Genomic DNA, 18,771 nt, shown 5'->3' with positions numbered 1-18,771 from the left:
GCGAGCCGCGCTGGCGGTTCAATGCAACGTACGCGGCATCCGCAAAATGAATTCGGGCACGGGAGCGTCAAAGCGCTCGCCGTCTTCCGCCACGCAGAAATACTCGCCGCGCATGGTGCCGACGGGCGTGGCGATCACCGCCCAACTCGTATATTCGAAGTGCTCGCCCGGTTTGAGCAGTGGCTGATGCCCGACTACGCCCAAGCCTTTTACTTCCTGAACGCTGTTATCGCTGTCGGTGATCACCCAATGCCGCGCAATCAATTGCGCGGGCACCTGGCCGCTGTTACGGATAGTCAGCGTGTATGCAAACGCATACTGGCGGCGCTCCGGGTCCGACTCTTCGGGCAGATACTGCACCTGCGCCGAGACGCTGAATTCGTACTGGCTCATCCTGATTCCGGTCTGGTGAAACGGGCAAAAAAATCGCGGGAAGCCCCGAACGCCAATGGTTTGCGGGCGCATTGGAGAAGCGGCGCTGATGGTTTGGCATTCTGCTTGATGCGCGGCACGCCCGCAACCGGACAAATCCCTCTGGCCAGGGGCGGTTAGGACGTTTTGTCAGCTTTATCGCGCCTCGTCAGTGCCGCCTGCTCAAACCGCCCCCGAACCGGTTCAGCAACGCGCAAAACGGTAAAATGACGTTTTCCCGCTTGCATCCGCCCCCGCCATGACGCAATTTCGCATCGCCCCCAGCATTCTGTCCGCCGATTTCGCCCGTCTGGGCGAAGAAGTCCGCAACGTTGTCGCCGCCGGCGCCGACTGGATTCACTTCGACGTGATGGACAATCATTACGTGCCGAACCTGACGATCGGCCCGCTCGTCTGCGAAGCAATCCGTCCGCACGTAGACGTGCCGATCGACGTGCACCTGATGGTGCGCCCGGTCGACCGGATCGTGCCGGACTTCGCCAAGGCCGGCGCGAATCTGATCAGCTTCCACCCGGAAGGCTCGGACCATATCGACCGCACGCTGTCGCTGATTCGCGACCACGGCTGCAAGGCCGGCCTCGTCTTCAACCCGGCGACGTCGTTGAATCATCTGGACTATGTGATGGACAAGGTCGACCTCGTGCTGATCATGTCGGTGAATCCCGGCTTCGGTGGGCAATCGTTCATTCCTGAGGCGCTCGTCAAATTGCGCGAAGCGCGCAAGCGGATCGACGCCTACAAGGAGAAAACCGGCCGCGAGATTCATCTCGAAGTGGACGGCGGCGTAAAGGTCGACAACATCGCCGAAATCGCGGCAGCCGGCGCAGACACGTTCGTGGCAGGCTCCGCTATCTTCGGCGCACCGGATCACAAGGCCGTGATCGACAAGATGCGCGCCGCACTCGCCAACATCGAGCACTGATCGAACACGAAGCGATTCCAAGGATCGCGCACACGGCAAGCACATGACGACTTCGTACCCTGCCCCGACCTTCACCGGCCCGCGCCTCCTGGCCGCGATCATCGACCTGGACGGCACGATGATCGATACCGCCGACGATTTCACCGCCGGCCTGAACGGCATGCTTGCGCAACTCGACGCGGAGGAAACCTCGCGCGAGGAAGTGGTTGGCTACATCGGCAAGGGTTCGGAGAATCTGATTCGCCGCGTGCTGGCCGAGCGCTTCGAAACGGAGCATGCACAGGAACGTTTCGACGAGGCGCTCGCGCTCTATCAGGAGGAGTACGCCAAGATCAATGGCGTACATACACGGCTTTACCCCGAGGTCGAAGCCGGCCTCAGCGCGATGCGCGACGCCGGCCTCAAACTCGCGTGCGTCACCAACAAGCCGCATCGTTTCGCGGTCGAATTGCTGGAGCAATACGGGCTCAGCCAGTATTTCAGCGTCGTGCTCGGCGGCGACAGTCTGCCGGAAAAGAAGCCGCATCCGCTGCCGATGCTCACCGCCGCGGCTCAGCTAGGCGTCGCGCCGCAAGCCACGGTCGCGATCGGCGATTCGGAAAACGATGCGCTGGCAGGCCGCGCGGCGGGCATGGCCACGCTCACGCTGCCGTATGGCTACAACCACGGCCGAGCTATACAAGAAATAAAATCCGATGGTATAGTTGCCTCGCTGCTCGATGCCGCCAAGGCCATCGCAGCGCACCATTCCACGACTTGAAAAGTCCTTCATCCTCATGTTTCTGAATAAAAAACGGAGTCTGATTAGCATCGACCGGGGAGCCTGGCCCTGGCGTCGCTGGTCGCGCTAACCTCGCCTGAGGTACGCTGAAGCACGTCTTCGGCAACCGTTTTTTACTTCGCTGCGCTCACGCGTTTTTTCCATCACTCTGTTTCGCTGCATCGGTTGATTTGGCTCCCATGTACCCGCAAAGTACATCTGTGGCGCTGAAACCCCTGCATGCGTCGATGGGAAACTCGCGCCGGTCGGTATCATCGTGTCAATACACCCCACCGACGCCTGACCGGCTGCGCAACGCCCCGCTTTGTCTGACGCATAGTGCCGTCTGACGTACGTACAGGATCGGAACATGACCGAACTCGAATTCCAGTCCCTCGCCAACGAGGGTTTCAACCGCATTCCGCTGATCGCCGAAGCGCTCTCCGACCTCGAAACGCCGCTCTCGCTGTACCTGAAGCTCGCACAGAGCGAACGCAACGGCGCGAACTCGTTCCTGCTGGAATCGGTGGTGGGCGGCGAACGGTTTGGCCGCTATTCGTTCATCGGCCTGCCGGCACGCACGCTGCTGCGCACCCGCAACGGCGTGTCGGAAGTGGTGCGGGACGGCAAAGTCGTCGAGACGCACGAGGGCGATCCGCTCGAGTTCATCCAGCAATTCCAGGGACGCTTCAAAGTAGCGCAGCGCCCCGGTCTGCCGCGTTTCGCGGGGGGCCTCGCAGGCTACTTCGGCTATGACGCGGTGCGCTACATCGAGAAAAAGCTCGCCCACTCCGCGCCGCCCGACGATCTGAATCTGCCGGACATCCAGTTGCTGCTCACCGAAGAAGTCGCGGTGATCGACAATCTGGCCGGCAAGCTCTACCTGGTGGTGTACGCGGACCCGACGCAGCCCGAGGCGTACACGAAAGCCAAACAGCGTCTGCGTGAATTGCGCCAGCGTTTGCGCACGACCGTGCAGCCGCCGGTCACCTCGGCCAGCGTGCGCACCGAGACCTACCGCGAGTTCGCGAAAGACGATTATCTGGCCGCCGTGCGCAAGGCCAAGGAATACGTCGCCGCCGGCGAGCTGATGCAAGTGCAGGTCGGCCAGCGTCTGATCAAGCCGTACCGGGACAATCCGCTGTCGCTGTATCGCGCGCTGCGTTCGTTGAACCCGTCGCCTTACATGTACTACTACAATTTCGGTGACTTCCATGTGGTCGGCGCGTCGCCGGAAATTCTGGTGCGCCAGGAAAAGCGCGGCGAAGATCGCATCGTGACGATCCGCCCGCTCGCCGGCACCCGTCCGCGCGGTAACACGCCTGAACGCGACGCGGAGCTCGCCACCGAACTGCTGAACGATCCGAAAGAAATCGCCGAACACGTCATGCTGATCGACCTCGCGCGTAACGACGTGGGCCGCATCGCGCAGATCGGCTCGGTGGTCGTCACTGACCAGATGGTGATCGAAAAGTACTCGCACGTGCAGCACATCGTGAGTTCCGTCGAAGGCAAGCTGAAACCCGGCACCACTAATTTCGACGTGCTGCGCGCCACCTTCCCGGCCGGCACGCTGTCCGGCGCGCCGAAGGTCCGCGCGATGGAATTGATCGACGAGCTCGAACCGGTGAAACGCGGCCTGTACGGCGGTGCGGTCGGCTATCTGTCATTCACCGGCGAAATGGATCTGGCCATCACGATCCGTACCGGCGTGATCGCAAACGGTAATCTGTATGTGCAGGCGGCAGCGGGTGTAGTCGCGGATTCGGTGCCGGAATCCGAATGGCAAGAGACCGAGAACAAGGCGCGCGCTGTGCTGCGCGCCGCCGAGCAGGTTCAAGACGGCCTCGATAGCGACTTCTGACCGGAGACACACCATGCTGCTAATGATCGACAACTACGACTCGTTCACCTACAACCTAGTGCAGTACTTCGGCGAACTCGGCGAAGACGTGCGCACCTATCGGAACGACGAAATCACGCTGGACGAAATTGCGAAGCTCAACCCGGAGCGCATTTGCCTGTCGCCCGGGCCGAGCAATCCGCAACACGCCGGCATCACGCTCGACGTGCTGCGCGATTTTGCCGGCAAGACGCCGATTCTGGGCGTCTGCCTCGGCCATCAAGCGATCGGCGAAGCCTTCGGCGGCCGCGTAGTGCGCGCGCAAACCATCATGCACGGCAAGGTGAGCACGATCGAAACCGACTGCAAAGGCGTGTTCGCCGACTTGCCGAAGCATTTCGTCGTGACGCGTTACCACTCGCTCGCGATCGAACGCGAATCGCTGCCGGATTGCCTCGAAGTGTCTGCATGGACCGAAGACGGCGAAATCATGGGCGTGCGTCACAAGGAATTGGCCGTTGAAGGCGTGCAGTTCCATCCGGAATCGATTCTTTCAGAACACGGCCACGCGTTGCTCGAAAACTTCGTGAAGCAGTCGAAGACCGCCCACCGCACTGCTTGATGAAGAGAGACGAAATCATGTCGATTACGCCCCAGGAAGCGCTGCAACGGACCATCGAGCACCGCGAGATTTTCCACGACGAAATGCTGCATCTGATGCGGCTCATCATGCGCGGCGAACTGTCGCCCGTGATGTCGGCGGCAATCATCACCGGCTTGCGCGTCAAAAAAGAGACCATCGGCGAAATCACCGCAGCCGCCACGGTGATGCGTGAATTTGCCCGGCACGTCGAGGTGCAGGACAACTCGAACTTCGTCGATATCGTCGGTACCGGCGGCGACGGCTCGCAAACCTTCAATATTTCCACCGCAACCATGTTCGTTTCGGCTGCGGCGGGCGCCAAGGTCGCGAAGCACGGTGGCCGCGGCGTATCGAGCAAATCGGGCAGCGCGGACGTGCTCGAAGCGCTCGGCGTGAACATCGATCTGCAACCGGAGCAGGTGGCGGCATCGATTGCGGAAACCGGCATGGGTTTCATGTTCGCGCCGAACCATCATCCGGCAATGAAGAACATCGCACCGGTGCGCCGCGAACTCGGCGTGCGGACTATCTTCAACATTCTCGGGCCGCTGACCAATCCGGCCGGCGCACCGAATCAGTTGATGGGCGTGTTCCATGCCGACCTCGTCGGCATTCAGGTGCGCGTGATGCAGCGCCTCGGCGCGAAACACGTGCTGGTGGTGTACGGGATGGACGGCATGGATGAAGTCTCGCTCGGTGCGGCCACGCAAGTCGGCGAGTTGCGCGACGGCCAGGTCCACGAGTATGAAATCCATCCGGAAGACTTCGGCATGCAGATGGTGTCGAACCGCACGCTGAAAGTGGCCGATGCCGCCGAATCCAAACTGATGCTGCTCGAAGCGCTCGACAACAAGCCGGGCGTCGCGCGTGAAATCGTCACGCTGAACGCGGGCACGGCGCTGTATTCGGCGAACGTAGCGGCGTCGATTGCGGACGGCATCCAGTTGGCGCGCGAAGCGATCGCGAGCGGCAAGGCACGGGCCAAGGTCGACGAACTGATCCGCTTTACCCAGCAATTCAAGCAGTAACTACGAAGCGAGACACTCATGAGCGACATCCTCGACCGCATCATCGCGGTCAAACGCGAAGAAGTCCGCGCGGCTGAACAGAGCGCGCCGCTCGAAGAACTGCGCCTCGAAGCGTCGTCGCGCGACATCCGCGATTTCGTCGGCGCATTGCGCGCGAAGCATGCGGCAGGCCTCGCCGCGGTCATTTCCGAAGTGAAGAAAGCGAGCCCGTCCAAAGGCGTGCTGCGCGAAAACTTCGTGCCGGCCGAGATCGCGCGTTCGTATGAAAAGCACGGTGCGGCCTGCCTGTCCGTGCTCACCGACGTGCAGTTCTTCCAGGGCAGCGTGGCGTACCTGGAAGAAGCCCGCGCCGCCTGCAATCTGCCGGTGCTGCGCAAAGACTTCATCGTCGATCCGTACCAGATCGTCGAAGCCCGCGCGATGGGTGCGGACGCGATTCTGCTGATTGCCGCGGCGCTTGAAACCTCGGAGATGCAGGATCTCGAGGCGCTCGCGCATTCGCTGGGCCTCGCAGTGCTAGTCGAAGTGCATGACCACAATGAACTGATGGAATCGCTTAAGTTGAAGACGCCGCTGATCGGCATCAACAACCGCAATCTGCGCACCTTCGAAACGTCGATCGAAACGACCATCGGCATGCTCGAATCGATTCCGGACGACCGCATCGTGGTCACCGAGTCGGGCATTCTGTCGCGCGTCGATGTCGAACGTCTGCGAGCGATGGACGTGCATACGTTCCTCGTCGGCGAGGCGTTCATGCGCGCGGAAGAGCCGGGCGTGGAACTTGCGCGGATGTTTTTCTAAGCGCGGCTTCAACACGCAGGCTACGTAGCGGAGCAGGTCATGGGCATGGAACGTGAAATCAAGCTGACGCTGCCGCCCACGCAGGTGCAGGCGGCGACGCAGTGGTTCGTCGCGCGCGCCGGTGCGGCGGGCCGGTCGGTCAAGTTGGTGAATATTTACTTCGACACGCCGCAGTTGACGCTGGCAGGCTCGAAAAGCGCATTGCGTTTGCGCCAGACGCCGGACGGCTGGCTACAAACCTTCAAGACGGTGGGCAAGGCCAGCAATGGTTTGCACAGCCGCCACGAGTGGGAAATGCCGGTGGCCGGCGAAAAACTGGAGATCGACGCGTTACTGCGCGAATGCGACGAACCCTCCGCCGCCGACGCTTTGCGTCAGGCCGCGCCCGACCTCATCGAACTGTTTCGCACGAATTTCACCCGCACGCTGTGGAACATCGAGCTGGACGGCTCGGAAATCGAAGCGGCGATCGATCAAGGTGACGTGTTCGCCGAGGTCGATCGCGAGACGCGTCGCGCACCGATTTCGGAAGTCGAACTCGAGCTGAAATCCGGCGACGAAGCGGCACTGCACACGCTTGCGGCAGAACTCGGCAAGCAGATAGCGGGCCTCGCGCCGGACAATATCAGCAAGGCGCAGCGCGGTTATCAGTTGCGGGCGGGTTGAGCAACGCCCCGTTTGCTGCGACACTTCCCCGCCATGACCTCCGCTTCCCCTACCCGCCCCAGTTCGTCGCAAGCCTCGCTGTTTGGCGATGACCCCTCCACACCGGCCGGTGCGACCGCGCAGCCGCAGCAAACGCCGGGCGCCGACGGCTCGCCGCCGCCAACGCTCGAAGCCCAATTCGACGCCCTGCCCCCGGCGTGGCGCGCGCACCTGAAACCGTTCATCGAAAGCGACGCCTATCCGTCACTGTGCCGTTTCGTCGACGGCGAGCGCGCAGCCGGCAAAACCGTCTACCCCGCCGATGTCTTTCGGGCTCTGCGGCTCACCAGTCCCGACGAAGTCAAAGTCGTGATTCTCGGCCAGGACCCGTATCACGGTGAAGACCGCGGCACGCCGCAAGCGCACGGACTCGCATTTTCCGTAGCGCCGAACGTGCGCACGCCGCCGTCGCTGCGCAATATCTTCAAGGAAATCGCCGCCAGCCTCGGCCACGAGCCGCCACGTCATGGCTGCCTCGACACTTGGGCCAAACAGGGCGTGCTGCTGTTGAACACGGTGCTGACCGTCGAGCGCGATTCGGCTGCGAGTCATGCAAAACGCGGCTGGGAGAAATGCACGGACACGCTGATCCACGAATTGGCCATGCGTCATGACGGCCTCGTATTCATGCTGTGGGGCGCGCATGCGCAAGCCAAACGCGCGTTGCTGGGCGGCAAGTCGCATTACGTGCTGGAGGCGCCGCACCCGTCGCCGCTGTCGGCACATCGTGGCTTTCTCGGTTGCGGGCACTTTGCGGCAGCGAACGACTATCTCGTGAAGCAAGGCCGCGCGCCAATCGATTGGCGCTTGCCCGAAGAAGCGCAGATGCTGGCATAGGTTCAATATCGCATCGGCAAGAAACAAAAACGCCACGGAATTCACATTCCGTGGCGTTTTTCAATTCCACCGCACCGCGATCACGCCGCGCGGCTCAAACCTCAAACCTTATGCAGCGGCAATCGCTTCGCGCGCGCCAGCCAGCGCTGCGCTCGCGGCGTCCGGGCCCATGTTCAGGCCTTCGGCGTAGATGAAGTTCACGTCGGTCATGCCGAGGAAGCCGAGGAAAGCCTTCAGGTAAGGCGTTTGGCTATCGTTCGGGGTGCCCAGATACTTGCCGCCGCGAGCCGAAACCACATAGACCTTCTTGCCCTTCACGAGGCCTTCGGGACCGTTCGCCGTGTACTGGAACGTAATGCCGGCGCGGGCGATGAAGTCGAAATACGTCTTCAGTTGCGACGAGATACCGAAGTTGTACATCGGTGCGCCGATCACGACGATGTCGGCGGCTTGCAGTTCGGCGATCAGCGCTTCGCTGCGTGCAGCGATCGCGACTTGTTCCGGCGTGCGCTGGTCGGCCGGCGTGAAGAACGCGCCGAGCACGGCGTCGTCCAGATGGGGCAGCGGTTCAGCTTGCAGGTTACGGACGACGACTTGCGCGCCCGGATTCGATTGTTGCAGCTTTGCGGTCAGCTCGTTCACGAGCAGGGTTGAGTTCGCGCCTTGCGAGCGTGCTGCCGAGTTGATTTGCAGGATCGTGGTCATGGTTGACTCCAGTAGGGGCGCGCAATGTTGCGCGAGTGGAGCCATTGTGTTTTTTTACCGACCCGGGAAAAAGCCGTGCGGCAGCGAAGGATTGTTGCACTGGTAGAACAATCCCCCGCTTTGAAACAGCGATTAACGCTGCTACGGATTACGATCAGCTTGCTAACCAGCGCTCCCGCGCCTTGCGCGCGGCAGGCCGCTTGTCGCTCGCCGTCAGCTTGTAGCGCGACACCTCAGGGCCGTCCAGCTTGACTTGCGCGGTACGCAACTCGTCCCGGCGGAAGGCGTGGACTTCGACTTTTGCGCCCGGCAGATAGCGCGACAGGAGCGAATCAAGATTCGAGCCGGTTACGCGCAAACCGTCGAGCGCGATCAGCACGTCGCCTGCGGACAGACCGGCTTTTTGCGCCGCGCTGCCTTCGTGAACCACTGCCAATGTGCAATCCGCGCCGCCGCGCACGCGTGCGCCGAGCGACGGCTTGCCGTTCTTTTCCAGATCCGGCGCAAGCGTGACGCCAAACGGTTCGAGCAGCGTGTCGAGCGGCAGATCGCGCGTGCCGTACACGGCATCGGCGAACAATTCACCCAATTGCACGCCGGTCGCTTCGGCGAAAATCGCCTCGACCTCACTTTCCTCCACGCCAACGGGCTTGCCGCGATAGAAGTCGCGCCCGAACCGCTGCCACAGCAGACGCATCACGTCGTCGAGCGACTTGCGGTTATTGGTCTGCGCGCGAATCGTCAAATCGAAGGCGAGCGCGACGAGCGAGCCCTTCGTGTAATAGCTGACGATCGCATTCGCTGCATTTTCGTCCTGCCGGTAGTATTTGACCCAGGCGTCGAACGAGCTTTCGGCTACCGACTGCTTCAGACGGCCACTGCCGCGCAGCACGCCGCCAATCACCTTGCCGAGCAGGCCGAAATAGTCGTCTTGCGAGATCAGGCCGCTGCGCACGAGGATCAGGTCGTCGTAGTAAGAGGTGAAGCCTTCGAACAGCCACAGCAGCGGCGTGTAGTTTTCGACGCTCAGGTCGTACGGCGCGAACACAGCCGGCTTGATGCGCTTCACATTCCAGGTGTGGAAGTATTCGTGGCTGCACAGGCCGAGATAGGTCCGGTAGCCCTCAGTCGGCGCCTCGCGGCCTTGCACGGGCAGATCGCTGCGATTGCAGATCAATGCGGTCGAAGCACGATGCTCCAGTCCGCCATAACCGTCGGTGACCGCCTGGGTCATGAACACGTAGCGATCCACCGGCGCCTTCTTCGACTTCGGCTCGAACAACGCGATTTGCGCTTCGCAAATACGTTTCAGGTCGGCTGACAAACGCGCCATATCGAGCCCGACCACGCGCCCCGCGATCACGATATCGTGCGGTACGCCGTGCGCCTTGAAGGTCTCCAGCGCGAACTCGCCCAACGTGACCGGGTGATCGATCAGTTCATCGTAGTTCTGCGCGCGATATTCGCCGAAGCCGTAGCGTTTCGTGCCGCGCGCTTCCGGCAACGCGGTCGCGACCCGCCAGTTGCGATACACGGCGCCGTCCGGCCTCTGGATATCGACCACGCACTGCGCCTCTTCATGACCGAGCGGCGCGAGGAACACGCTTGTGCCATTGAAAAAGCCGGTCGTGTCGTCGAGATGCGCGGCGCGCACCGACATATCCCATGCATACACCTCGTAGCGCAGCGTCAGCGCGCCTTTCACCGGTGCGGCCTGCCACGTGTGCTTGTCCGTTTTCTCGACGCGCACCTTCCGCCCGGCCTCATTGGTGCCGCGCAGCGTGACGATGTTGCGGGCAAATTCGCGCACCATGTAGCTGCCCGGAATCCAAACCGGCAGCATGAAACGCTGACCGGCCGGATCGGGATCGGCGACGGTCACGGTGACTTCGAACAGATGGGCGGCGGGTTGGCGGGGAACGATGGTGTAGCGGATCGGCTTCATCGGCGGCGACTAGAGATTGTTCTGGCAGGAAGGTTCGGGGCTTGATGTGAAAGGAGGCGCACTGCGCGCCTCCTTTCTTCGACTTGTGATGCGTGCTCAGTGCACGGCGGACATTTCCTTGTCCAGCCGGTCTGCCGAGACGGCGCCCGGCAGGCGGCGGCCGTCGGCGAGAAACACGGTCGGCGTGCCGTCGACGCCCATCGCGTGGCCGAGCGCCAGGTTCTTGTCGAGTGCAGCCGTATCACAGGTGCCGGCAGCAGTAGGCGCCTGGTGATCCTGCATCCACGACTCCCACGCCTTCGCGCGGTCGGTCGAGCACCAGATCGACTTCGACTTGGCGGTCGAATCCGGCGACAGCACCGGGTACAGGAAAGTGTAGACCGTGACGTTGTCGAGCGACTTGAGCGAGGTCTCGAGCTGCTTGCAGTACGGGCAGTTCGGATCCGAGAACACCGCGATCTTGCGTGCGCCGTTGCCCTTCACGACCTTCACCGCGTTGCCGAACGGCAGGCTCGCGAAATCGATGCGATTGGTTTCCGCCAGACGCGCTTCGGTCAGATTCTTGCGCGTTTTCGCGTCGACCATATCGCCAAGCATGAGATAGTCGCCATTCGCATCGCTATAGATGATCTGCGTGCCGAGATTCACTTCATACAGCCCGGCAATCGGCGACTTCGTCACGCTCTTGATCGTCACGTCGGCCAGACGCGTTTGCAGCGTGGCCTTGAGCTTGTCGGTGGCTTGATCGGCCTGCGCGGAGCAGCCCATTGTGACGGCGGCGATCACGAGCGCGGCGGCCGCGATGCGGAAGGATTTTTTCATGCTGAATTCCTGGAGTTCAATCGCGCGATGCGCGTTTTGGGGACGTATCCGGTCTGACCGGAATGGCGCCCATGCGTTCATGATACCCGTCCCGCCGGCCGGGCATGCCGGCCCGAGCGTTTTATCCGAGCGCGGCCGACACCAGCCAGCGCTTGATGAACGGCTGCGCGCCGACAAACGCCATGCCGGTATTACGCAATACCTTGGCAAACGGGCCGGGCGCCGAGAAGAGCTTTTGCAGGCCGTCGGTGGCGATCATCAGCGCGCGGATATCTTCGCGGCGGGCGCGCTCGTAGCGGCGCAGCAGCACCATGTCGCCGAGATCCCGGAAGGCTTCCTTGCCGGCGACCGTCTCGGCGAGCGCCGCGACATCGCGCAAACCAAGGTTCATGCCCTGCCCCGCCAACGGGTGAATCAGATGCGCGGCATCGCCGACCAGCGCGACGCGCGGCGCCACGAGTTTGTCGACGGTTTGCAGTGCGAGCGGGAAGCCCTGCGCTGGCGTCACGCATTCCAGGGCGCCAAACTGCCCCCCGGTCACGCGCTCGACTTCGGCCGCGAGTTGCGCCGGATCAAGCGCGAGCAGTTGTTCGGCGTGCTCGGTGCGCGCCGACCAGACCAGCGACACGTGGCCTTCCGGCATCGGCAGCAGCGCGATGATCTCGCCGTCCTTGAACCACTGGTAAGCGGTCTCGCCGTGCGGTTTTTCAGCCTTGAAATTCGCGACCACGCCGGTTTGCTTATAGTCGCGCCGGTTCATCTTCGAGCCGATCTGCGCGCGCACCCATGAATGCGCGCCGTCTGCGCCGACCACGAGATCGGCCTCGAGCACGTTGCCATTGGCAAGACCGACGCTCGCACTGTCGGCGGTGAAGTCGAGCGCCTGGGCGCGCGTGTCGATCCAGCTGAGATTCGGCTGGAACCGCAACGCGGCATCGAGCGCGCGTTCGATCACCGACGACTCGACGATCCACGCCAGTTGCGGCACAGAGGCCTGGAACGCGGAGAAATGAAGTTCGGCATGCGCATCACCATAGACGCGCATGTCGTAGACCGGGCCGAGCTTTGAAAGATCGAGCGCCTGCCAGACCCGCAGCCGCTCGAGAAGCGCCTGCGAACTCGACGACAGCGCGTAGACCCGCGAGTCGAAGGTCGCGCCCGGCGGCAGCGCCGCGCACGGTTGCGCGAGCAGCGCTACGCGCAGCCCGCCTTGCGTGAGCGCCAGCGCCGCGGTCTTGCCGACGAGCCCGCCGCCGATCACGGCGGCATCAAAGGTCTGGTGGTGTGCGTTCATCCGCGCATTATAGCTGCGGGGGTTGCGAGGGACGGATCGAGGCGCCAGCTTTACCGCAGGCAGATCAAGAACCCGATCCGAACGGGTTACAATTGCGCTTTCCGAGACAAAACTCGCCCGGAATCGTCGAGGCTACGCCCCGATCTGGTGTCTTGTCCCGCTCCGCTGCGCTTTCCTCCGCCACGCCAAACGCGAAGGCTTTTCGAATCCTGCACACAGCGTCGAGCGCATCACGCAACTTACTGATTCACTGAAGGATTTCCATGAGCCTCAAATGCGGCATCGTCGGCCTGCCTAACGTCGGCAAGTCCACCCTGTTCAATGCGCTGACCAAGGCGGGCATTGCCGCCGAAAACTACCCGTTCTGCACGATCGAGCCGAACGTCGGCATCGTCGAAGTGCCGGACGCGCGTCTGAAGGCCCTCGCCGAAATCGTCAAGCCGGAGCGCATCCTCCCGGCAGTCGTGGAATTCGTCGACATCGCCGGCCTCGTGGCCGGCGCAAGCAAGGGCGAAGGTCTGGGCAACCAGTTCCTCGCGAACATCCGCGAAACCGACGCAATCACGCACGTTGTGCGCTGCTTCGAAGACGACAACGTGATCCACGTCGCGAATAAGGTCGATCCGCTGTCGGATATCGAAGTGATCAATACCGAACTGGCGCTCGCCGACCTCGCCACCGTCGAGAAGGCATTGACGCGCTATTCGAAGGCCGCCAAGTCGGGTAACGACAAGGAAGCCGCCAAGAACGCCGCCGTGCTGGAAAAGGTCCGCGCGCAACTCGACCAGGCCAAACCCGTCCGCGCGCTCGACCTGTCGGATGAAGAAAAGGCCACGCTCAAGCCGTTCTGCCTGATCACCGCCAAGCCGACCATGTACGTCGCCAACGTGAAGGACGACGGTTTCGAGAACAACCCGCACCTCGACGCGGTCACGAAGTTCGCGGCCGCCGAAGGCGCGCCGGTGGTCGCCGTGTGCGCGGCGATCGAAGCGGAAATCGCCGATCTCGACGAAGCGGACATGGAAGTGTTCCTCGCCGACATGGGCATGGAAGAGCCGGGCCTGAACCGTGTGATTCGCGCGGGTTTCAAGCTGCTGGGCCTGCAAACCTACTTCACGGCCGGCGTGAAGGAAGTGCGCGCGTGGACGATCCATATCGGCGACACCGCACCGCAGGCGGCAGGCGCGATTCATACCGACTTCGAGCGCGGCTTCATTCGCGCGCAGACGATCGCCTTCAACGACTTCATCACCTACAAGGGCGAGCAAGGCGCGAAGGAAGCCGGCAAGATGCGCGCGGAAGGCAAGGAATACGTCGTGCACGACGGCGACGTGATGAACTTCCTGTTCAACGTGTGAGGTTCCGGCTGGTCGGCGCGTGACGTTAATCGGCAGAGCGCCAGACGGACATCACGCACCGCAGTCTGTTACCTCCATCGGAAAGCCCGCTCAAAAGCGGGCTTTTTGTTTTACTGCGCGACCGCTGTGTCAGTTGCGTCAGTTGCAGCGCACACAGGCGCCACGTCAAACGCCCACTATTTCAGTTTCGTGACAGCCGGTGTAAATTGCGGCAACCGGCCCCTGTCAAAAGCGGACCGTCGTCCGGCAATCGACGCCAGACTGTCATCGAACACAAATAGAATCGCGCGATTCGCATTCGCGCCCGTTCCGACCTGGAGACAAATCGATGAGTTGCAAGCCGCTATTCCGTTCGCTTTCCGTTGCCGCTGTGCTGAGCCTCGGCATCAGCCAGGCAGCCCACGCCGCGACTGAAATCCAGTTCTGGCACGGCATGGAAGCCGCCCTCGGCGAACGTCTGAACGACATTGCCAACGCGTTCAATGCGTCGCAAAGCGACTACAAGATCGTGCCGGTGTTCAAGGGTACTTATGACCAGACCCTTGCCGCCGGCATCGCCGCTTATCGAAGCGGCAACGCGCCGGCCATTCTGCAGGTCTACGAAGTCGGCACCGCCACCATGATGCAGGCGAAAAAAGCCATCATCCCGGTCTCGGAAGTGTTCAAGCAAGCCGGCGTGCCGCTCGACGAAAAGGCCTTCGTGCCGACCATTGCCAGCTACTACAGCGACGCTAAAACCGGCGAACTGATCTCGATGCCGTTCAATAGCTCGACGCCGGTGCTGTACTACAACAAGGACGCCTTCAAGAAGGCCGGACTCGATCCGAATCAGCCGCCGAAAACCTGGGCCGAATTGCAGGTAGACGCGCAGAAGCTGAAGGCGTCCGGCATGTCGTGCGGCTATTCGTCGGGCTGGCAGAGCTGGATTCAACTCGAAAACTACAGCGCCTGGCATGGCGTGCCGTTCGCATCGAAAAACAACGGTTTCGACGGCGCCGACGCGCAACTGGAATTCAACAAGCCGTTGCAGGTCGCGCACATCCAGTTCCTGCAGAACATGCAGAAGGAAGGCACCTTCACGTACGTCGGCCGCAAGGACGAACCGGTGTCGAAGTTCTATAGCGGCGACTGCGGGATCATCACGAACTCGTCCGGTTCGCTGGCCACGATCAAGAAGTACGCGAAGTTCAACTTCGGCACCGGCATGATGCCGTACGACGCGAATGTGAAAGGCGCGCCGCAGAACGCGATCATCGGCGGAGCAAGCCTGTGGGTGCTGTCGGGTAAAGATCCGGCCGTCTACAAGGGCGTGGCGAAATTCCTCGCGTATCTGTCGTCGGCGCCGGTTGCAGCGAAGTGGCATCAGGACACGGGCTATCTGCCGGTCACGACCGCCGCGTACCAGTTGACGCAGCAACAAGGCTTCTACGAGAAGAATCCGGGCAGCGACACCGCGATCAAGCAGATGCTCAACAAGCCGCCCCTGCCGTACACGAAGGGCTTGCGTCTGGGCAACATGCCGCAGATCCGCACCGTGATCGATGAAGAACTCGAACAGGTATGGGCGGGGAAGAAGACGCCGCAACAGGCGCTCGATTCCTCGGTAGCGCGTGGTGACGAGTTGCTACGCCGCTTCGAGAAAGCCGGCAACTAAGGCTTGCTGTACTAGCCGGCGGGGTTTCGGTGCACTGGTACCGAAACCCTCGCGATAGTAGAACCTAGGAAACTCTCGATGGAAAAGCGCTCACGCTTCGGCACCAGCGTCCTGCCCTACCTGCTCGTTGCGCCGCAACTCCTGATCACGCTGCTGTTCTTTCTGTGGCCGGCAGGCGAAGCACTGTGGCAATCCACCCAGAGCCAGGATGCGTTCGGCACCTCGACCGAATTTGTCGGCCTCGCCAATTTCAAGCAGTTATTCGCCGATCCGCTTTATCTGTCGTCGTTCTATACGACGCTGATTTTCTGCGCGCTCGTCACGGTTTCGGGGCTGGTCATCTCGCTGCTGCTCGCCGTGTGCGCGGATCGCGTGACGCGTGGCGCCAAGGCTTATCAAACGCTGCTGATCTGGCCGTATGCGGTCGCACCCGCGATCGCGGCCGTGTTGTGGTCGTTCCTGTTCAACCCGAGCATCGGCCTCGTGACCTACGCACTCGCGAAGTACGGCATTGTGTGGAATCACGCGTTGAACGCTGGCCAGGCGATGTTTCTGGTGGTGCTGGCATCCGTGTGGAAACAGGTCAGCTATAACTTTTTGTTCTTCTATGCCGGCTTGCAGGCTATCCCGCGTTCGCTGATCGAAGCGGCGGCCATCGACGGCGCCGGTCCGGTGCGGCGGTTCTTCGGCATCGCGCTGCCACTGCTTTCGCCGACCAGCTTTTTTCTGCTGGTGATCAACATCACCTACGCATTCTTCGACACTTTCCCGGTGATCGACGCCGCCACCGGCGGCGGCCCGGCGCAGTCCACCCGCACGCTGATCTACAAGATTTTCGCCGAAGGCTTCCAGGGTCTCGACATCGGCAGCTCGGGCGCGCAGTCGGTGATCCTGATGGTGATCGTCGTCGCGTTGACGGTCGTGCAATTCCGCTTTATTGAACGCAGGGTTCAATACTCATGATCGAGAACCGACGCGGTTTCGACCTCTTTTGCCATGCGGTGCTGATTCTAGGCGTCGTGCTGGTGGTGTTTCCCGTGTACGTCGCGTTTTGCGCGGCGACGATGAGCGCGCATGAGGTGTTCAGCGTGCCGCTGTCGCTGGTGCCGAGCACGCACCTGTTCGAGAACATCGCGACGGTCTGGTCGCATGGCAGCGGCAATGCGGCGGCGCCGTTCGGCCGCATGCTGTTCAACAGCCTCGTGATGGCGCTGGTGATTTCGATCGGCAAGATCGCGATCTCGATGATCTCCGCGTACGCGATCGTGTTTTTCCGCTTTCCGTTTCGCAATCTGTCGTTCTGGCTGATCTTCATCACGCTGATGCTGCCGGTCGAAGTGCGTATTTTTCCGACCGTACAGGTCGTGTCGTCGATGCATCTAAGCAATACATACAGCGGCCTGACCTTGCCGCTGATCGCATCGGCCACCGCGACCTTCCTGTTCCGCCAGTTCTTCATGACGCTGCCCGACGAACTGATGGAAGCGGCGCGCATCGACGGCGCCGGCGCGTTGCGTTTCTTCTGGGACGTGGTGCTGCCGCTGTCGAAAACCAACATGGCAGCGCTGTTCGTCATCACCTTCATTTACGGCTGGAATCAGTACCTGTGGCCGATCCTGATTACGAGCCAGCAATCGCTGACCACCGCAGTGGTCGGCATCAAAAGCATGATCGCTTCCGGCGACACCGCGACCGAATGGCACCTCGTGATGACCGCAACCCTGCTCGCCATGCTGCCGCCGCTCGCGGTCGTGCTGACGATGCAGCGCTGGTTCGTGCGCGGGCTGGTGGACGCGGAGAAGTAACTCGCACAACGAGGCGAGCTTTGGCGCGGGACGGGGAATCACGAACGCCGCGCGGGACATCACAAATGCACGGCAAGCAACGAAAAGGTTAAAACAGCATGGCTGCACTGACTCTGCAAGGCGTTAAAAAAACCTACGACAGCAAACAGTTCGTGCTGCACGGTATCGACGTGGACGTCGCGGACGGTGAGTTCGTGGTGATGGTCGGCCCGTCGGGCTGCGGCAAATCGACCTTGCTGCGGATGGTGGCCGGCCTCGAAGGCATTTCCGAAGGCACCATCTCGATCGCCGGCAAAGTGGTCAATCAACTGGAACCGAAGGATCGCAACATCGCGATGGTGTTCCAGAACTACGCGCTGTATCCGCACATGAGCGTGGCCGAGAACATGGGCTATGCGCTGAAGATCGCGGGCGTCGATCGTGCGCAGATTGCGAAGCGCGTGGGCGCTGCCGCGCAGATTCTGGAACTCGAGGCGTTACTTACGCGCAAACCGCGCGAATTGTCGGGCGGCCAACGGCAACGCGTCGCCATGGGTCGCGCGATCGTGCGCGAACCCGCGGTGTTTCTGTTCGATGAACCGCTGTCGAATCTCGACGCACGGCTGCGCGTGCAGATGCGCCTCGAAATCCAGCGCCTGCATGCGCGGCTCGCCACCACGAGTCTCTACGTCACCCACGATCAGATCGAAGCGATGACGCTGGCGCAACGCGTGATCGTGATGAACAAGGGTCATGCCGAGCAGATCGGCGCGCCAACCGAAGTCTACGAACGGCCGGCGACGGTGTTCGTCGCGAATTTCATCGGCTCGCCCGGGATGAATCTGCTGGAAGGCCGCGTGTCGGACGACGGCTCGACGTTTGAAGTCGCGGGCAACGGCCCGAAGCTGCCGCTTCAAGGGGTTGCATCGATCGGGCAGGAAGTCGCCAGGGGCCGCGAATGGACGCTGGGAATCCGTCCCGAACACATGACGCCGGGACAAGCCGACGCCGCGCACGCTACGCTCACCGTCGACTCCTGCGAGCTGCTCGGCGCGGACAACCTCGCGCACGGCCGTTGGGGCAAGCACGACGTGACGGTGCGCTTGCCGCACACGCATCGGCCGGCCGCCGGCGAAGCGCTGCAAGTGGCGCTGCCCGCACGGCATCTGCACTTCTTCGATCCGTCGACAGGGCGGCGCGCAAACTGAGGCCGCTGCGAGCCACCCTCTGCCGCT

The 18,771-nt window shown here is 62.1% G+C and carries 18 protein-coding genes; 13 read left to right on the top strand and 5 right to left on the bottom strand.

The window, feature by feature from the left end; genetic code table 11:
* Positions 1–18 precede the first annotated feature (18 nt).
* Positions 19–393: a Co2+/Mg2+ efflux facilitator ApaG/CorD gene (gene apaG, locus AC57B6_RS07680; protein WP_028199699.1), complete on the bottom strand. Its 375-nt coding sequence runs from the start codon at positions 391–393 to the stop codon at positions 19–21.
* A 277-nt stretch (positions 394–670) separates the two neighbouring features.
* Here apaG and rpe point away from each other — a divergent pair, with 277 nt between their 5' ends.
* The 8 genes from rpe (at position 671) to AC57B6_RS07640 (ending at position 7,974) form a co-directional block, all read left to right on the top strand.
* Positions 671–1,354, top strand: a complete 684-nt coding sequence (gene rpe / locus AC57B6_RS07675) for a ribulose-phosphate 3-epimerase (RefSeq protein ID WP_028199698.1) — start codon at positions 671–673, stop codon at positions 1,352–1,354.
* Positions 1,355–1,397: 43 nt separating this feature from the next.
* Positions 1,398–2,114, top strand: coding sequence for a phosphoglycolate phosphatase (locus AC57B6_RS07670; RefSeq protein WP_454806534.1), 717 nt, complete (start codon positions 1,398–1,400; stop codon positions 2,112–2,114).
* 370 nt (positions 2,115–2,484) lie between these two features.
* Positions 2,485–3,978: an anthranilate synthase component I gene (gene trpE / locus AC57B6_RS07665; protein WP_028199696.1), complete on the top strand. Its 1,494-nt coding sequence runs from the start codon at positions 2,485–2,487 to the stop codon at positions 3,976–3,978.
* 13 nt (positions 3,979–3,991) lie between these two features.
* On the top strand, positions 3,992–4,579 hold the full coding sequence (locus tag AC57B6_RS07660) for an aminodeoxychorismate/anthranilate synthase component II (RefSeq protein ID WP_496420935.1): 588 nt from the start codon (positions 3,992–3,994) through the stop codon (positions 4,577–4,579).
* A gap of 17 nt (positions 4,580–4,596) precedes the next feature.
* Positions 4,597–5,628: an anthranilate phosphoribosyltransferase gene (gene trpD, locus AC57B6_RS07655; RefSeq protein ID WP_028199694.1), complete on the top strand. Its 1,032-nt coding sequence runs from the start codon at positions 4,597–4,599 to the stop codon at positions 5,626–5,628.
* A gap of 18 nt (positions 5,629–5,646) precedes the next feature.
* The gene (gene trpC, locus AC57B6_RS07650) at positions 5,647–6,432 is read left to right on the top strand and encodes an indole-3-glycerol phosphate synthase TrpC (protein ID WP_279224574.1); all 786 of its coding nucleotides are present in this window, start codon (positions 5,647–5,649) and stop codon (positions 6,430–6,432) included.
* A gap of 39 nt (positions 6,433–6,471) precedes the next feature.
* Positions 6,472–7,098 (top strand): CYTH domain-containing protein, encoded by a 627-nt coding sequence (locus AC57B6_RS07645; protein ID WP_030100708.1) that lies wholly within the window; start codon positions 6,472–6,474, stop codon positions 7,096–7,098.
* A 33-nt stretch (positions 7,099–7,131) separates the two neighbouring features.
* Positions 7,132–7,974, top strand: a complete 843-nt coding sequence (locus AC57B6_RS07640; protein WP_496420934.1) for a uracil-DNA glycosylase — start codon at positions 7,132–7,134, stop codon at positions 7,972–7,974.
* Between the two features lie 108 nt (positions 7,975–8,082).
* On the opposite strand, the gene AC57B6_RS07635 is transcribed toward AC57B6_RS07640, so the two are convergent.
* From AC57B6_RS07635 to AC57B6_RS07620, 4 genes are all read right to left on the bottom strand, one after another.
* Positions 8,083–8,679, bottom strand: a complete 597-nt coding sequence (locus AC57B6_RS07635) for an FMN-dependent NADH-azoreductase (protein WP_028199690.1) — start codon at positions 8,677–8,679, stop codon at positions 8,083–8,085.
* A 154-nt stretch (positions 8,680–8,833) separates the two neighbouring features.
* Positions 8,834–10,624, bottom strand: coding sequence for a M61 family metallopeptidase (locus tag AC57B6_RS07630; protein WP_028199689.1), 1,791 nt, complete (start codon positions 10,622–10,624; stop codon positions 8,834–8,836).
* Positions 10,625–10,720: 96 nt separating this feature from the next.
* Entirely contained in the window at positions 10,721–11,446 is a 726-nt protein-coding gene (locus tag AC57B6_RS07625; protein WP_028199688.1) for a DsbC family protein, read from the bottom strand.
* A gap of 121 nt (positions 11,447–11,567) precedes the next feature.
* The gene (locus AC57B6_RS07620; RefSeq protein WP_496420933.1) at positions 11,568–12,740 is read right to left on the bottom strand and encodes a UbiH/UbiF family hydroxylase; all 1,173 of its coding nucleotides are present in this window, start codon (positions 12,738–12,740) and stop codon (positions 11,568–11,570) included.
* Between the two features lie 263 nt (positions 12,741–13,003).
* Here AC57B6_RS07620 and ychF point away from each other — a divergent pair, with 263 nt between their 5' ends.
* The 5 genes from ychF to AC57B6_RS07595 all read left to right on the top strand — a co-directional run bounded on the left by ychF (position 13,004) and on the right by AC57B6_RS07595 (position 18,744).
* A complete protein-coding gene (ychF, locus tag AC57B6_RS07615) occupies positions 13,004–14,098 on the top strand; it encodes a redox-regulated ATPase YchF (RefSeq protein ID WP_046567635.1) in 1,095 nt (364 codons plus the stop codon).
* 328 nt (positions 14,099–14,426) lie between these two features.
* A complete protein-coding gene (gene ugpB / locus AC57B6_RS07610; protein ID WP_030100703.1) occupies positions 14,427–15,752 on the top strand; it encodes a sn-glycerol-3-phosphate ABC transporter substrate-binding protein UgpB in 1,326 nt (441 codons plus the stop codon).
* 78 nt (positions 15,753–15,830) lie between these two features.
* Entirely contained in the window at positions 15,831–16,715 is an 885-nt protein-coding gene (gene ugpA / locus AC57B6_RS07605; RefSeq protein WP_028199684.1) for a sn-glycerol-3-phosphate ABC transporter permease UgpA, read from the top strand.
* On the top strand, positions 16,712–17,557 hold the full coding sequence (ugpE, locus tag AC57B6_RS07600; RefSeq protein ID WP_028199683.1) for a sn-glycerol-3-phosphate ABC transporter permease UgpE: 846 nt from the start codon (positions 16,712–16,714) through the stop codon (positions 17,555–17,557). The genes ugpA and ugpE overlap by 4 nt, the downstream gene beginning before the upstream one ends.
* Before the next feature lie 98 nt (positions 17,558–17,655).
* Positions 17,656–18,744, top strand: coding sequence for a sn-glycerol-3-phosphate import ATP-binding protein UgpC (locus AC57B6_RS07595; RefSeq protein WP_281662693.1), 1,089 nt, complete (start codon positions 17,656–17,658; stop codon positions 18,742–18,744).
* Positions 18,745–18,771: the final 27 nt, after the last annotated feature.

This window comes from Paraburkholderia sp. BGA-UO-ETr-F12 (genome assembly GCF_059567945.1).
The sequence above is the reverse complement of the archived record's forward strand: the minus strand, read 5'-3'. Positions and strand labels throughout refer to the sequence as shown.

Coding starts and splice junctions, on each gene's coding strand:
- apaG (WP_028199699.1), bottom strand. CDS start 393: ATGAGCCAGTACGAATTCAGCGTCTCGGCGCAGGTGCAGTATCTGCCC.
- rpe (WP_028199698.1), top strand. CDS start 671: ATGACGCAATTTCGCATCGCCCCCAGCATTCTGTCCGCCGATTTCGCC.
- AC57B6_RS07670 (WP_454806534.1), top strand. CDS start 1,398: ATGACGACTTCGTACCCTGCCCCGACCTTCACCGGCCCGCGCCTCCTG.
- trpE (WP_028199696.1), top strand. CDS start 2,485: ATGACCGAACTCGAATTCCAGTCCCTCGCCAACGAGGGTTTCAACCGC.
- AC57B6_RS07660 (WP_496420935.1), top strand. CDS start 3,992: ATGCTGCTAATGATCGACAACTACGACTCGTTCACCTACAACCTAGTG.
- trpD (WP_028199694.1), top strand. CDS start 4,597: ATGTCGATTACGCCCCAGGAAGCGCTGCAACGGACCATCGAGCACCGC.
- trpC (WP_279224574.1), top strand. CDS start 5,647: ATGAGCGACATCCTCGACCGCATCATCGCGGTCAAACGCGAAGAAGTC.
- AC57B6_RS07645 (WP_030100708.1), top strand. CDS start 6,472: ATGGGCATGGAACGTGAAATCAAGCTGACGCTGCCGCCCACGCAGGTG.
- AC57B6_RS07640 (WP_496420934.1), top strand. CDS start 7,132: ATGACCTCCGCTTCCCCTACCCGCCCCAGTTCGTCGCAAGCCTCGCTG.
- AC57B6_RS07635 (WP_028199690.1), bottom strand. CDS start 8,679: ATGACCACGATCCTGCAAATCAACTCGGCAGCACGCTCGCAAGGCGCG.
- AC57B6_RS07630 (WP_028199689.1), bottom strand. CDS start 10,624: ATGAAGCCGATCCGCTACACCATCGTTCCCCGCCAACCCGCCGCCCAT.
- AC57B6_RS07625 (WP_028199688.1), bottom strand. CDS start 11,446: ATGAAAAAATCCTTCCGCATCGCGGCCGCCGCGCTCGTGATCGCCGCC.
- AC57B6_RS07620 (WP_496420933.1), bottom strand. CDS start 12,740: ATGAACGCACACCACCAGACCTTTGATGCCGCCGTGATCGGCGGCGGG.
- ychF (WP_046567635.1), top strand. CDS start 13,004: ATGAGCCTCAAATGCGGCATCGTCGGCCTGCCTAACGTCGGCAAGTCC.
- ugpB (WP_030100703.1), top strand. CDS start 14,427: ATGAGTTGCAAGCCGCTATTCCGTTCGCTTTCCGTTGCCGCTGTGCTG.
- ugpA (WP_028199684.1), top strand. CDS start 15,831: ATGGAAAAGCGCTCACGCTTCGGCACCAGCGTCCTGCCCTACCTGCTC.
- ugpE (WP_028199683.1), top strand. CDS start 16,712: ATGATCGAGAACCGACGCGGTTTCGACCTCTTTTGCCATGCGGTGCTG.
- AC57B6_RS07595 (WP_281662693.1), top strand. CDS start 17,656: ATGGCTGCACTGACTCTGCAAGGCGTTAAAAAAACCTACGACAGCAAA.